The following is a 15,058-nucleotide window of genomic DNA, read 5'->3' on the forward strand; positions in this document are numbered from 1 at the left end:
CTGAGATCAAGAGTGTGGACATAGCTTCTATACTCGGCGCGGCCACCGACACCGAACGCTATGCGGTGAGGGTGGGGCGTCTCACAGATAAGCCCTGAGTGACTTCGCGCGTTCCGAGTCGCGCAGCGCCTCGAGTGTCTTCGCCTCGATCTGACGAGCGCGCTCACGCGTGAGACCAATCGATCCTCCGACCGCATCCAGGGTGCGAGGTACATCCCCGCCGATGCCGAATCGCCATCGAATCACGTTGGCTTCTCGTTCCCCGAGTGAGTCGAGGAGCGACTTGACCTGGAGTGGCAGCATCGCTCTCTCGAAGTGTTCCTCCTGTGTGAGGTCATCGCCATCGATCAGTTCATCGGCTAGCGACACCCACTCAGTGCCGCCGTCCGCTGCTTCGATCAGTACCGGCCAGTCGAGTGAGAAGGGAGCATCGAGATTGTTGACGACTGCACGAACCAACGCAGGTGCTTCGGCCAGCGCCTCTGCGACGTCGTTGATCCGCTGTGTCGACGTGCCCGAGGTCTCCTTCCATACCTTGACAAGGGCCGGGAGCTTCTCGGCGATGTGGACAGGGAATCGGATGGTTCGCCCCTGGTCGGCTATTGCGCGGGTGATGGCCTGTCGGATCCACCAAGTGGAGTATGTCGAAAACTTAGTGCCATGGAATCTGTCGAACTTCTGGACCGCACGCAGCAACCCGGTGATTCCCTCCTGCACGAGGTCTGCGAGCTCGAGGCCGCGATTCTGATAGCCCTTCGCGATGTGAAGAACGAGGCGCAGATTCGAAACCACCATCCGATCGATGGCGCGCGCGCCGTCCCGCGCCAGCCATTGCAGGTCGAGGCCGTCGACCGTCACTCGATCCTCGCGCGAGAGCGATGCAACCCGCTCCGCAGCGAAGACACCGACCTCGATCTGACGTGCGAGCTCGACCTCCTCATGCGCCGTGAGCAGCGGAAAGTCCTTGGTCCGGCGTAGGAGATCCTTCAGAACATCGTCGTCAATGTGAACGTCGGCGAGTGCTGGGTCTGCGAGTGGCTCGTAGGGATCTCGCCCTGAGATCAAGATCGACTCGACCAGCACAAACTCTTCATCGTCGTCGTCGCCGTCCTCGCGGCCCCGATCAGGATCCTCGTCCGCCGAATCGTGGGCCACGGCTTCACCGGGTCCCTGCCCTGAATCCCGACTCACGTCGTCCGCGTGACCACGTATGGCGACGGATGCGAGCGCGGCATGCACCACATCCAGACGCTCCCTTGTGTGGCTTGCGAGACGCTCCTTGCCAGCGTGAGGCTCCAGCAGCAGGAAGATGCTCGTCTTCAGGAGCTCCAGCCTGGGCGGGTCCGACTCGAGCTCCGCCCGATGCTGACTGTTGAGCCGCACGTGGCCCGTCACAGGCTCGAACGAGTACAGCTGCCGCGGAGCGAGATCGACCCAGCCGAACGAGATCGCGGCGGCATCGCCGCGGACGCCGAGCGTCTTCTGCACGAGGGACTCAAGCCCGCTCGGGGCGCCCTCGCCCACAGCTGCAAACGGCTGTGCACGAAGCTCCCGCAGTTGCCCCCGTCGCCAGACCTCCCGGGCATCGTCGAAGTAGGCCTTCAGCGAGAAGCCGTCGGTTCGGGAACGCTCGAGCGCCTGCATCGCGGACGGGCGGAGGACGACACCGCGTTTCTCAGCGTTCATCGCCACGGCATTCAGCACGTCCGGCGTGAGGTCGATCACCGCCCGGGCAAGCTGTGTGTCGACGCCACCATCGGGATGGAGCTGCAGCCATCCGCCGCCGTGCAGGAGGCGATCGTTCCTATAGACGAAGAGCCCCTGCCAAGCCCCCCGGGGCCGGCCCAGCATCTTGACGTTCGGCCCATCCACCGCAGGCGGGACGATGTAGCACGTCATGGTGAGGCGCCCGCCGCCCGCCAACTCGGCATCGAGAGCTTTCGGGTAGCCCGTCGAGCCCCATTGCTCGAACTCGAATGGGTCGATCGGTTTCACTACACGGGGCGCGCCGGACTCGTTGCTGTTCTCGTCGAGCTCGTCGATCTCGATCCGGATTCGTTCTTCCGCGATCAACCGATGGAAAGTCAGCCCGAGCTCATCGCGGAGCTGGACGATCATCGCCTCGAACCAGTTCCGACGTGCGCGATAGGTCGAGGCCTCTGAAACGTTCTCGAGGCTCGACCATTCCACGACGGTCCCGGAATCGGCGTCGAGCCCGCGCTTCTGGAGCACGGATGCCGCCGCACCGGCGTCAATCACCTGCGCACGGATCTCGGGGCCCGACTGTGCTCGATCGAGCCGCATTCCCGCGGCAGGTGAGAACCCCGTGGTTGAGAAGACGGTCAGGATGCGAGCTTGACTGAGCGAGGCTGCCTTTAGCCCGACACGGAAGTGCCCGTGATCCGAGCCCGAGTGGTCGCTCCCTCCGCCGAGGGTCATGGCGCGCTCGAGCTGCGCGACCGTCATGCCACACCCGTCGTCGCGGATGCGCATCGAGCGGACGACGGCATTGTTGGTCACGAAGCGGATGCTGACGCGGGTAGCGCCGGCGTCGATGCTGTTGTCGATCAGATCGGCCAACGCGGAGGCGAGGGTGTGCCCTCGTCCTATCGCGCCGAGGATCGACGCATCAGGTGCGAGAACGACAGTTCCTTCCCCCAGGTCGGCCCCATCGACCTCGATGCGGTCTGTCATGGCTGCGAGCCTAAGGGCACTCCCTGACATGGCCGCGCGCTGGCTGCGCGGGCCGGGGCACTCGGTCTGTCGGCTCCATGCGATAGAAAGGAGTCGACTCTGGCCGGAGAGCGTCGAACGACGATGCCGCGGTGGGTCGAAGCACCATGGGGAGTGTTGTGGCCAAGAAGAAGTTGATCGAGGTCGCGCTGCCGCTCGAGGCCATCAATGCGCAGTCCGCACGTGAGAAGTCGATCCGGCACGGGCACCCGTCGACGCTGCACCTCTGGTGGGCCAGACGCCCGCTCGCCACGGCGCGAGCGGTGCTGTTCGCGCAGCTTGTCGACGACCCGTCGGAGCGCGCGGACGAGTTCCGGAGCGAGGCGGCTGATGCTGGGCTGAGCGACGTGGATGCACACGTGGCAGCGCGAGTGGATGCCGAACGCCAGAGTCTTTTCGATCTCATCACCCGCATGGTCGATTGGGACAACCTCGGCGACGAGGAGCTGTTCGACCAGGTACGAGCCGAGATCCGCAGATCCACTGACGGCAACCCGCCGGCGATCCTCGACCCCTTCGCAGGAGGGGGGACCATTCCGCTCGAGGCCCAGCGCCTCGGACTCGAGGCGCACGCGAGCGACCTCAACCCGGTCGCTGTGCTCATCAACAAGGCGCTTATCGAGATCCCACCGAAGTTCGCGGGACGCGCACCGGTGTTTCCGGGTGCCGAGGGCACCCGGAACTCGTGGCCGAAGGCGACCGGTCTCGCCGAGGACGTCCGCCGCTACGGCGAGTGGATGCGCGACGAGGCGGAACGTCGCATCGGGCACCTGTACCCGAAAGCAACGCTGCCCGACGGCACGACAGCGAACGTCATCGCCTGGATCTGGGCGCGCACGGTCACCTGCCCCAACCCCGCCTGCGGAATTGAGATGCCGCTCGTGCGTTCCTGGTGGCTCGGAAAGAAGAAGGGTAAAGAGGCGTACGTCGTGCCGTTCGTCGTCGATGGTCGTGTGGAGTTCGACATCGGTCACGAGATCAGTACCGCACCGAAGCGCGGGGAAGACGGGACCGTTGCTCGCGGAGATGGGGTTTGCGTCTCCTGCCACTCGGTGGTCCCGAACGCCTACATCCGCGCAGTCGCGACCAGTGATGGGCTCGGCGCGGATATGATCGCGGTGGTTGCCGAAGGACATCGGTCGCGAGTGTATGTAGCGCCGGAGCCTGCAGATCGAAGAGCAGCGGATGTGACGCGGCCTTTCGACACACCGGATCAGGTGGTGACCACGCCCAACCATGACGTCGATCGCCTTCCGATGTACGGAATGCCGCGATGGAGCGACGCATTCACGAATCGTCAGCTGACGGCCCTCACAACATTCAGCGACCTGGTCCTCGAAACACGAGAGCTCATTGTCCGCGATGCCGTGGCAAGTGGCATTGTCGAAGGCGAACCCCTCGAAGCGGGCGGCACTCAAGCCTGGGCTTATGCTGATGCGGTCGCTACGTACCTAGGTCTCGTGGTCTCGCGGCTGACCGACTACTCGTCCTCCGTGACGACTTGGGCAAGCAACCCACAGATGGAGATTCTGCGGAACGTCTTCGCCCGACAAGCGATCCCAATGGCCTGGGATTTCGCCGAAGGTAATCCCTTCGGTGGGTCATCTGGCGGTCTTGACATCATGATTCGAGCTGTCACGCGCGCGATCGAGCGAACGCCTGCGTCCTTGGCCGCCGAAGCGATTCAGGCTGATGCGGCAACGAGAAGCTATTCCAACGTCGTGGTGTCGACCGATCCCCCGTACTACGACAACATTGGATACTCGGATCTATCAGATTTCTTCTATGTGTGGCTTAGACGCACCTTGAAAACGATCCATCCCGAGCTCCTCAGCACGATGCTGGTCCCCAAAGCGGATGAGTTGGTGGCTAACCCAAATCGACACGGCGGCCGTAAGGGCGCTCAGTCGTTCTTCGAGATGGGTTTCAAGAACGTCTTCGCTCAAGCGCGAAGGGCTGCGACAGACCTGTTTCCAATTACGGTCTACTACGCGTTTAAGCAGTCAGAACTGGAGGCCGAAGGCCTCGCGTCGACGGGATGGGAGACGCTTCTGAGCGGCATGGTGTCCGAGAGTTGGATGGTTACAGCGACTTGGCCGGTTCGCTCTGAACGGGCGGGCCGCATGACTAGCATTGGCACGAACGCGCTCGCGTCGTCCATCGTCCTCGCGCTTCGTCCTCGCCCCGAGGACGCCCCGATAACCGATCGTCGCGGTTTCCTCGCTGAGCTGAAGTCAACGCTCCCCGAGGCGCTGCGGAATCTGCAGCAGGGTAGTGTCGCGCCTGTCGACATGGCTCAGGCCGCGATCGGACCCGGCATGGCGACCTTCTCCAAGTACGCACGCGTCGTGGAGCCCTCCGGCGAACCTATGAGCGTGCGCGACGCGCTTCGGGCGATCAATGGTGTGCTCGACGAGGTGCTCTCCCAGCAGGAGGGTGACTTCGACGACGACACCCGCTGGTGCGTGGCTTGGTTCGAGACACACGGCTTCGATGTCTCGCTGTACGGCGACGCCGAAACACTCGCGGGCGCGAAGAACGCGTCGGTCGCGGGACTCGCGCGGTCGGGCGTCATCTCGAGCGGTGGCGGCAAGGTCAAGCTGTTCACACCGGAGGAGCTCCCGACCGACTACGACCCTCGCACCGACGACCGAATCTCACTGTGGGAGGTCGTGCTGCACATGTCCCGAGCACTGTCGGACTCCGGTCTCGACGCGGCGGGCCGTATACTCGCGGGCGCCGAGGAACGTGCCATCGACATGACAGCAGCCCATGAACTCGCCTACCTGCTCTACGCAATCTCAGAGAAGCGGGGGCTCACCCAGGCTGGCATCCTGTTCAATGCGCTCGGCTCATCGTGGCCCGAGGTACGTGCGGCCGCGGCCATGGTGCAGGAGCGACCCGTGAAGAGCGCGGCTACTACCCTCGATTTCGGCGACCTGGAGCGCTGAAATGGCCGAGATCTCTAACCGAACGCGCATCGATGAGGCGCTCCTGCTGGTTGCAGAGGCGCTCGACCCGTTTATCGAGCGAACCGTCGCGGAACACGTGCCGGACGGCCATGACTGGACGATCATGCTTCGCGTCCGCGATGAGGCCGCCGGGAAACGGGGACTGGATTACTCCCGACTCGATCCGTCCGCGCAGCTCAAAATGATCAACGGTCGGTTCGGGGAACTGGGCTACCTCTTCGACGGCGTGCTCAGCCGGGCGGAGAAGAACTTCGCAGGCGAACTCGCTACCGTCCGCAATGATCTGTCGCACAACCTCAAGACTTTCAGCGCAGACGACACCTACCGCGCACTGGACACGGCAGAGCGCCTCCTGCGAGCCATCGGTGCAACGAAGCCGGCAGACCAGGTGCGCCGTTCTCGACTCGATGTCCAGAGGCGCACGTACGCGGAAGAGACAAGGCGTGATACCCGCGCGGGTGCAGGTATGCCGGCCCTGTCATCGACAGACCTTGCACCCTGGCGCGAGGTGCTGCAGCCGCATCCTGACATCGCTGCCAACGACTTCGCTCGCGCAGAGTTTGCCGCTGACCTCCATCAGGTCGCGACGGGCGCCGAGGCCTCCCGCGACTACAACGACCCCATCGAGTTCTTCCAACGCACGTATCTGACCCAGGGCCTCAAGTCCCTCCTCGGGATTGCGGTGAAGCGCATCGCGGGCGATATGAACGCCGCGCCGGTCGTCAACCTGCAGACAGCGTTCGGCGGCGGCAAGACCCACTCGATGCTCGCGGTGTGGCACCTGGTGAGCGGCAGGACGATCACCGACTTCCCTCAGAGCACGCAGGATGTGATCCGCGAGCTCGGCATCGACCCCTCAGTAGTCGAACGAGACGTGAAGCGCGTCGCGATCGTGGGCAATGAGCTCTCGCCCGGGCAGTCCTGGACGAAGCCAGACGGGACCGAGATTCGAACGGTCTGGGGAGAGATCGCATGGCAGCTCGGCGGTGCGGCAGCGTACGCGCAAGTTGCTGAAGCCGATCGCACCGGCACCAACCCCGGTGCCGCTATCCGGAACGTGATCGCAGATCACTCGCCCGCGGTGATTCTGATCGACGAGTGGGTCGCCTATGCCCGCGGGCTTTACGGGCAGGATTCACTCGTCGGAGGCACGTTCGAGACACAGTTCTCGTTCGCGCAGCTACTCACCGAAGCTGTGAAGTCGGTTCCCGGTGCGCTGCTGCTCGTATCTATCCCGGCATCAGACATCCGCCGCGACGATGACGCTCCCGTCGCCTCCGACCTCGAGGTGGGTGGTGCCCACGGTCGGGCCGCACTCGAGAAGTTGCAAAACATCGTCACCCGGATCGCGCAGCCCTGGACACCCGCGAGCAGCACGGAGTCGTTCGAGATCGTGCGTCGGCGGCTGTTCCGCGAACCAGATGCCGAGGCCCGACGCAGGATCGATGCGACCGCGAAGACCTTCGTCGAGTACTACCGCAGAAGCGTCGGAGAGCTCCCGGCCGAGACCCGGGAGCCGGCATACGAGTCCCGTATTCGCGATGCCTACCCGATCCATCCGGAATTATTCGACCGGCTGTACGGCGATTGGTCGACGCTCGAGAAGTTTCAGCGCACGCGCGGCGTGCTGCGGCTTATGAGCGCGGTCGTCCACGCGCTGCACTCCGCAGGCGATGACTCGCCGCTCATCATGCCTGGGTCGATCCCGCTCGACTCCGCCGCAGTGCGAGACGAGCTCACGGGATACCTCGACGATGGCGATCGGTGGAAGTCGGTCGTAGAAACCGATATCGACGGCGCGAACGGTACCGCGATCCACATCGACAGGGAGAAGCCGCTCTTCGGGAACCGCGCGCTGACGCGTCGAATCGCTCGCGCAACGTTCGTAGGATCGGCCGCGACGCTGCGTTCAAGCCACAAGGGGATCGAACGCAAGCGCATGTTCCTCGGCGTCGCTATGCCAGGTGACACGATCGGGAACTTCGGCAGCGCGCTGCAGCTTCTAAGCGAGCGGGCCAACTACCTCTACGCCGAGGGCGACCGTCACTGGTTCGATCTACAGGTCTCGCTCAACCGCACCGTCGCCGAGCGTGCGCAGTCGTACTCTGTCGCAGACGTCGAACGCTTCATCGTCGATCGTCTCCGGCGCCAGACGAAGAACCCCGCAATGTTCGCCGATGTCGTCTATGCGCCCGCGGACTCCAGCGAAGTAGTCGAGTCCGACAAGGTGCGCCTAGTCATCGCGGGCCCCGCGCATACGCACGACGGCAAGAGCTATGACTCGAAGGCCCACGCGTTTGCCCACGGCGTCGCCTCGACCAGAGGGAACGCGCCGCGTCAGGGCGTCAACACCGTCGTCGTGCTCGCGCCGGATCAGTCGCGCTGGACCGATCTGGAACAGGCGTCGCGGCAGTATCTCGCGTGGGAAGCCATCCACAGCGAACGCAAGATTCTCGATCTCACCCAGGGGCAGGTCGAGACGGCCTCGCAGCGCATCACCGCATTCAACAAGACGGTCGAGCAGCGCATCCGAGAGACATGGATCTGGGGCATCCATCCGCAGCAGCCCGACGCAGGAGCTCCGTGGACGACGTCACAGATCAAGGCCGACGGCGCCACCGAGTCGGTGATCCTTACTGTCGGCGACCGCTTCGACAAGGTCGACGCGGTGATCACGCAGTTCTCTATGCAGTCCATCGGCGTCGAGCTGCAAAGCAACCTGAGAAGCAGGTGGAACTCGGGTTCGATCCGCGTCGACGAGCTCTGGGAGTATCACGTCCGATACCCCTACCTGGCACGACTGCGCGACAAGCGGGTGCTGCTCGACGCGATCGCGGGAGCGATGGTCGACCCGGCATGGGAGCAGCTCGGGTTCGCACTCGCCGATGGTTATGACGAGGGGACCGGCGATTTCGTGGGGCTTCGAGTGCCGATCGAAGACTCGGCGCCAGCGGCCATCTTGGACTCGATGCTCCTCGTTAGCCCGCGACTGGCGGTGGCTCAGCGGGCGCGAGAGGTCGAGGCGGCCAGTCGTGTCGTGGTGCGGCCCACCGAGGGTGGGGGTACTGGTTCTGAGCCGGGTTCGGGATCCGGGACTTCGACAGGGGTGCCGCGCCCTCCGGCCCCGACGGTCATCAGAAACGCCCGCTATCGCGGCTCGATCGAGCTCAAGCCGGGCGCCGACCTTCGCGCGCAGGTGGTTCAGCTGGCCGAAGAGCTGCTCGAGCACCTGCGGCGGGCGGGCCCCGACACACTCGAAATCCGGGTCGACATTGACGCCGGCAAGACGGACGGATTTTCGGACGCCGTCGTTCGTACTGTCAAGGAGAATGGGATGCAGCTCGGCTTGTACCCGAACGCGTTCGAGGACATCTGATGGGTGAGGCGGCGCACGTCACCCGGTTCCGCCAGACGGCTCCGGACCCCTCGATTGCGAAGGCCGTCGGCCGCCATCACACATTCGAGACGGCGATCGCGGACCTTGTCGACAATAGTCTTGATGCCGGAGCATCCCGGGTCCTCGTCCGATTCCTCGAAACGAGCGGAGCCGTCACCGGCCTGCAGGTGATCGACGACGGCCGCGGGATGGACAGCGACCAGATCGATTCCGCCATGGAGTACGCCCGCAAGAGAGCGTACGGCGAGAGTGATCAGGGGCACTTCGGGCTGGGGCTCAAGGCGGCCTCGCTGAGCCAGGCGGACACACTGAACGTGTACTCGCGCAAGTACGGCGCGCTCGCCACAGGTCGCACGATCGGTGCAGCCAACCCGACCCTGATCGGAGATCTGGACCGTGACCACGTCTCCGGCCTGCTCGAGGGGATTCGGGTCGACTTCCCGCTGCTGAACGGCACCGTGGTCGAGTGGGTGGGTCCACGGACATTCCTGAGCAGCAACGACCAGCGCGATCGTGCGCAGTGGCTCGATCAGCGCGTGGCGGCGCTGCGCACCCACCTCGGGACCGTGTTCCACCGCCACATCGCATCTGGTCGGATCACGATCAACATCGACGTGTTCGACGAGTTCTACGGAGAGTCTGGCGCCCCGCGCGGAGTCAGCACGCTCGACCCGTTCGGCTACCGCAGGCTACCCAATGACAAATTCCCCGCAGCCCTCACATTCTCGATCGACGGTGCACCAGGATCCGCTGAGGCGCATGTGTGGCCGGCGTCACAAGCCGGCCTGCCGGAGTTCAGGCTCGGCGGACGGCCAGGCGGGCTCGCACAAGGGTTCTACTTCTACCGCAACGACCGACTGCTGCAGATAGGCGGCTGGAACACGCTCACGGTCGACCGTCCAGAGCTCGAGTACGTCCGCATCGCGGTAGACCTCGACGGACCGCTCGGACGGCACGTGACGATCAACCCCGAGAAGGCCGGCCTGGAGCTCGATGCGGACGCGAAGGGTGCGCTGCTCGACGCCCGACTGGCGTCGGACGGAGCGTCGCTTCGCGCATTCCTCAGCGCAGCGGAGGCCCGTCGGCGGGAAAGCCGAAAGTACGAGAAGCGTCCAGTGGAGTTGGTGCGACCCGGCCGTGGGATGAGCGCCGCGATGCGCACAGCCTTCGATGAGTCGGTCGAAGGCGTCGACGTCGCCCCCATCGACATCCGATGGCGGATCGACCCGACCGAGTCCCCGGTGCATGTCGACCTCGAGAATCGCACGATATGGCTCAACAGCACATACCGGGCGCTCATCACGGGCATCGACGGCGTCGATAATGAGGACGCCCCGCTGCTCAAGACGATGCTCGCCATGCTGTACTCGCGGTACTTCGAGGGCTCCTACCTCGGCTCACGCGAAAAGGCTGAGCTGCAAGCCTGGGACCAATTGCTGACTGCGGCGGTGCGCGAAGAGTCCGCGCGCCAGGAGAGGGAGCTGAGGGATGACGACGAACGCGGATGAGAATCCGAGCCACCTCGACCCGAAAACGGTCGAGGAGTACTTTCGGCTGGGTGCGAAGTCGGCCTTCACGCTGCACGCCGACCCACCGGTGGTGATGGAGATCGATCCCGGCCGCGAGGAGATGGAGCTCCGCACCCCGGCGGCAGGATCAGAACCGGAAGTCACCGCGTTCGAGCGGCTGTCGCTCGTGCGTGTTCAGCGCGACGGCACGGGGTGGTTCCGCCTGGTTGTCGATGCCCGCGACATGCACTACGAGGCCTACGTGCTGCTGGAATCGATCGTGGATCAGCTGAAATCCGGTGCCTCATTCCGACATGCCGTGTCAGAAGCCGTTTCGTCGCTCAAAGATCTGCTCGCCGGACGATCACGGCTCACCGAGGAGAAGATCCTCGGTCTGCTCGGAGAGCTTCTGGTGCTGACCCACGCAATCGACACCCTCGGCGAGGAGGCGGCCATGACCTCGTGGCTGGGCCCACTCGCCGAGGAGCACGACTTCGCGTTCGTACAGTTCGACGCCGAGGTGAAGACTACGAAGTCCGAGTCGCGAGTCCACGTCATCGGCTCCGAGACGCAGCTCGAGCCGGAGCCGGGTCGTCCCCTCTACCTCGTCTCCATTCAGCTCACTCGGGCCGGTCTGGCAGAGCAGGGCTTCACACTGCCGTCCGTCATCGCCGACATGCGCGCGCGGCTGGATCAGACCCGCCGGACGTTCGATGCTGCGATCGAGGGGCTCGGCTGGCGAGACACGGATGCCGACCTGTATAAGGTGCGATACCAACCGCGCTCCACTCCCCGGGCGTACCTGGTCGATGATGAGTTCCCTGCCATCACCTCCGGACGACTCGACCAGGTCGTTCCCCAGCGGCCGCATGTCGCCAGCGTGACCTACCGCGTCAACGTCACTGATCTCGCCTACGCCGGGATCGGCGCTCCACTCGATGACTTCTGCGAGGACCCCGAATGACGACCACTGTCGACCCGACCATCACCGCCGCCGTCCAGAAGGTTCTGAATCAGATTCGGGACACGGGCCCTGAGGAGCTGCTGTGGCGGGTGCAGGGTGAGCTGCGCAAGACACAGGTCAGCGTGGCGGAGGGGGACATCAGCGCGGTTGTAACCGTTCCCAACCTGAATGACCCCGCTCGGCGCGCTATGCACATGGCCCTGGCGATGTGGGATGCGCTCGCCACTGCGGATTGGATTCAGGAGACCAGGCCCGGCACTCCGAATCGACGAGAGCGGATCTACGAGATTCTCGAGATCTCTGATGGTCTGCGGGAGGTTCTCGATTCCGAGTTCCCGAGTGCGTCTCAGATGGATGCGATGATCGTCGATCCCAAGAACTGGACCCCTTGGTACGACGAGGAGCGCCGCGCCGCCCACGACTTCTATTGGCGTGCATACCGAGGCGTCCTGGAGCGTAAGGGTTGGGATGTCGACGCGCTCGCGACACTCGACCGTTCCACTACCGAGATCGTTCAACGCCTCGCCGACCCGAGCGCGCAGAAGGGCTACCAGACGAAGGGCCTCGTCGTCGGTCACGTCCAGAGCGGCAAGACGGCCAACTTCACTGGCATCGTCGCCAAGGCGATCGACGCGGGCTATCGCCTCATCATCGTGCTTACAGGGACGATCGAGCTCCTTCGCGGTCAGACGCAGCGGCGCCTCGATATGGAGCTTGTGGGAGAGGAGAACATCCTCGATGGTGCGGACAGGAACGATGCGTCGTCGATCCGAGACATCGACTACATCGGGACTCAGGACGCTGACTGGTACGCCGGCAAGTTCCTTCAGCACGGACAGGATGTGCACTCGCTTCCGGAGGTTCCCGCGATCAAGCGGCTGACGACGGTGGACAGGGACTACCGCAAGCTCCGGTTGGGCCGGGACGCGCTTGATTTCCGTCGCACTGGCGAGCTCCGGGACACCGGCAAGCCGGTTTACGCGCCCGAGAACATCTACTCGGTCGACGCACGGATCGCCATTATGAAGAAGAACACGACTTCGCTCAAGAATCTCCTCCACGACCTGAAGAACATTCGGGCCGATGGCAAAGAGATCCCAGCGCTCATCATCGATGATGAGGCGGACCAGGCATCGGTCAATACCGTTAACCCGCGTTCGAAGCAGGAAGTCGCCGCCGAGGTCAAGAAGCGTTCGGCCATCAACAAACTGATCGCTGAACTGTTGATCGAGCTGCCGCGTGCACAGTACGTCGGATACACCGCCACGCCCTTCGCCAACGTGTTCATCTCACCGGACGACTCAGAGGATCTCTTCCCGAAGGACTTCCTCGTCAGCCTTCAGCCCTCGTCGCAGTACATGGGCGGCCGCGACTTCCACGACCTGTGGGGACTTGACGAAGCGCATAAGGGCGACCCCGCCCGATCGAACGAAGCTGCTTTTGTGCGCGACCTGTACGCCGACGGCGACGAGGATCCTGCGGCGGAAGAGGCCGAGATCCTCAGCGCACTAGACTCTTTTGTCCTGACGGGGGCGATAAAGAAGTGGCGTGAGTCGCTCGGCACGGGGTTCACGTTCCGCCACCACACCATGCTGGTTCACGAGTCCGTGCGCACGTCGGATCAGTCCGAACTCGCCGACCGATTCCGTGGGGTGTGGAGGGCAGCGGCGTACACGAACCCGTCGGCTTTCTCACGACTGCGCGAGCTATACGAATCGGATTTTCGCACAGTCAACGAGGCGCGGGAGTTGACCGACCATCCGCTTCCGACGAGCTTCGACGACCTCAAGCCCTTCGTCGGCGCGGCGGTCGACGCCATCACTGCGGACAGTGATCCAGTCGTGGTCGTCAACGGGACGAAGGACAGCGACTATAGCGCGATGGACTTCCAGACCCGTCCGTATTGGCGAATCATGGTGGGCGGTGCAAAACTCAGCCGCGGGTTCACGGTCGAGGGGCTGACCATCTCGTATTACCGCCGGCGTGCGGCGGCAGCGGACACGCTGATGCAGATGGGTCGGTGGTTCGGTTACCGTCCGGGATATGGCGACCTCGTTCGTCTGTACATAGCGCGGAACGTCATTGACGGGCGCGGAAAGTCGTACGACCTGTATGACGCGTTCACCTCGATCATCGAGGACGAGGAAGAGTTCCGCGACCAGCTCCACCGATTCTCTGAGATCGAGGAGGATGGTCGTCCCGTCGTCCGTCCAATCCACGTGCCCCCGCTGGTCTTCCAGCAGCTGCCATGGCTTAAGCCCACGGGCGCGAACAAGATGTACAACGCCGTACTCACTTACGAGGGCGACGGCGGCGTCGTCAAGGACTTCAACCAGCACGACCATCGGGAGGACGGCAGTCGCAACGCGAAGCACTTCGCAGCCGTGAAGCCGCTGCTGGTCGGCCTGTCCGAGCCTCATAAGTTCCTCGGTGTCGCGGGCACAACATTCGAAGGCCGGTACGTCGTTGCCTCGACCGAAGCGGTCGTCGCCGCGCTCAGCGAGTTCCGGTTCTTCTCACCCGACCAGCTCAAGCCCACTATCAGCATGATTCAGAAGGCGGCGCATGAAGGGACTGTGAAGGATTGGGCTGTGATCGTGCCCGAACTGGACTCGACCTATCAGCGGGAGCTCGATGGCGTCGTCGTTTCGATCGCTGAGCGCCGGCGTCGGAAGGATCGTCCTGGGTTCGCCGGAAGCGAGCGTCGGCACCGAGCAGTCCTCGAGGTCATCAGCGGACGGCCGGATCGAGACGCCGAAGCTGGTCCGGCGGCCGAGTCGCTCGCCGACCCGACGCGGGGAGCTCTGCTTCTGACCTTCGCATTCGACCCTGCTGTGACCGCCGACGAAGTCCAGCAGGAGGGCCGCGCTGGTGCGGATCGAATCAAACGAGCCATGTGGCCAGCGCCGATGACGAGCGAATCGGTGGCGACGCTAATGTCGATCGCTATGCCATACGGATCAGCACCTCGGGGCCGCATCGGCTTCACAGTGCGTCGTGAAGACGACGCGGACAGCGCAATCGTAGATCGGGATTAGGGGTGATCACCGGGATGGTACGAGGACTGACGTATCTTCCCGATGATCTCGCTCGCGACTTGCTCGGGCGACTCATGCTCCCAGAACCGCAGTACTGTCCATCCGGCATCTCGTAGCAGGTCGTTCGTCTCACGATCGCGTTCGACGTTACGAAGTAGCTTGGGAGCCCAGTAGTCGGCGTTCCGCCGCGGCTGCGTGCCGTGAGTGGGACAGCAGTGCCAGAAGCATCCATCGATGAAGATGGCGATCCGCTGGCGCGTGAAGACGATGTCTGCACGCCGGCGACCACCTACAGGAGCGTAATCGACTCGGTATCGCGCCCCTTGACGATGAATTATGGCACGCACTGCCCGCTCGGGGCCGGTATCCCGTCCCCGGTTGGATCGCATTGAGCGTTCGGTGCCCGCTGAGCTCGCCCACGTCATTCGACCACGGTATGTCAAGTC

7 protein-coding genes are annotated in these 15,058 nt (G+C 64.0%); 5 read left to right on the plus strand and 2 right to left on the minus strand.

The genetic code is table 11. The annotated features are described in order from the left end of the window. Positions 1-81: 81 nt before the first annotated feature. Positions 82-2,694, minus strand: coding sequence for a sigma-70 family RNA polymerase sigma factor (locus VIP82_RS15610; RefSeq protein WP_331910217.1), 2,613 nt, complete (start codon positions 2,692-2,694; stop codon positions 82-84). 158 nt (positions 2,695-2,852) lie between these two features. Here VIP82_RS15610 and VIP82_RS15615 point away from each other — a divergent pair, with 158 nt between their 5' ends. The 5 genes from VIP82_RS15615 to VIP82_RS15635 are packed head-to-tail and all read left to right on the plus strand — an operon-like array spanning position 2,853 to position 14,612. Next, a complete protein-coding gene (locus VIP82_RS15615; RefSeq protein WP_331910219.1) occupies positions 2,853-5,684 on the plus strand; it encodes a DUF1156 domain-containing protein in 2,832 nt (943 codons plus the stop codon). 1 nt (position 5,685) lies between these two features. Continuing rightward, a complete protein-coding gene (locus VIP82_RS15620; RefSeq protein WP_331910221.1) occupies positions 5,686-9,081 on the plus strand; it encodes a DUF499 family protein in 3,396 nt (1,131 codons plus the stop codon). Then, positions 9,081-10,610 carry an ATP-binding protein gene (locus VIP82_RS15625; protein ID WP_331910223.1) on the plus strand — a complete coding sequence of 510 codons (1,530 nt, stop codon included), beginning with the start codon at positions 9,081-9,083 and terminating at the stop codon, positions 10,608-10,610. The genes VIP82_RS15620 and VIP82_RS15625 overlap by 1 nt, the downstream gene beginning before the upstream one ends. Beyond that, positions 10,591-11,574: a PD-(D/E)XK motif protein gene (locus VIP82_RS15630; protein WP_331910225.1), complete on the plus strand. Its 984-nt coding sequence runs from the start codon at positions 10,591-10,593 to the stop codon at positions 11,572-11,574. Before VIP82_RS15625 ends, VIP82_RS15630 begins: the two co-directional genes overlap by 20 nt. Continuing rightward, on the plus strand, positions 11,571-14,612 hold the full coding sequence (locus VIP82_RS15635; protein WP_331910227.1) for a Z1 domain-containing protein: 3,042 nt from the start codon (positions 11,571-11,573) through the stop codon (positions 14,610-14,612). Before VIP82_RS15630 ends, VIP82_RS15635 begins: the two co-directional genes overlap by 4 nt. Here the strand turns inward: VIP82_RS15635 and VIP82_RS15640 are convergent. After that, positions 14,609-15,037: a very short patch repair endonuclease gene (locus VIP82_RS15640; RefSeq protein WP_331910229.1), complete on the minus strand. Its 429-nt coding sequence runs from the start codon at positions 15,035-15,037 to the stop codon at positions 14,609-14,611. The two genes, VIP82_RS15635 and VIP82_RS15640, sit on opposite strands and share 4 nt — an antisense overlap. Positions 15,038-15,058: the final 21 nt, after the last annotated feature.

The sequence above is a fragment of the Microbacterium sp. genome, assembly GCF_036566905.1.
Lineage (GTDB): Bacteria > Actinomycetota > Actinomycetes > Actinomycetales > Microbacteriaceae > Microbacterium.

What these genes read in the sequence shown, in the direction of transcription:
- VIP82_RS15620 (WP_331910221.1), top strand. Translation starts at nt 5,686, where the DNA reads ATGGCCGAGATCTCTAACCGAACGCGCATCGATGAGGCGCTCCTGCTG.
- VIP82_RS15635 (WP_331910227.1), top strand. Translation starts at nt 11,571, where the DNA reads ATGACGACCACTGTCGACCCGACCATCACCGCCGCCGTCCAGAAGGTT.
- VIP82_RS15625 (WP_331910223.1), top strand. Translation starts at nt 9,081, where the DNA reads ATGGGTGAGGCGGCGCACGTCACCCGGTTCCGCCAGACGGCTCCGGAC.
- VIP82_RS15610 (WP_331910217.1), bottom strand. Translation starts at nt 2,694, where the DNA reads ATGACAGACCGCATCGAGGTCGATGGGGCCGACCTGGGGGAAGGAACT.
- VIP82_RS15640 (WP_331910229.1), bottom strand. Translation starts at nt 15,037, where the DNA reads ATGACGTGGGCGAGCTCAGCGGGCACCGAACGCTCAATGCGATCCAAC.
- VIP82_RS15630 (WP_331910225.1), top strand. Translation starts at nt 10,591, where the DNA reads ATGACGACGAACGCGGATGAGAATCCGAGCCACCTCGACCCGAAAACG.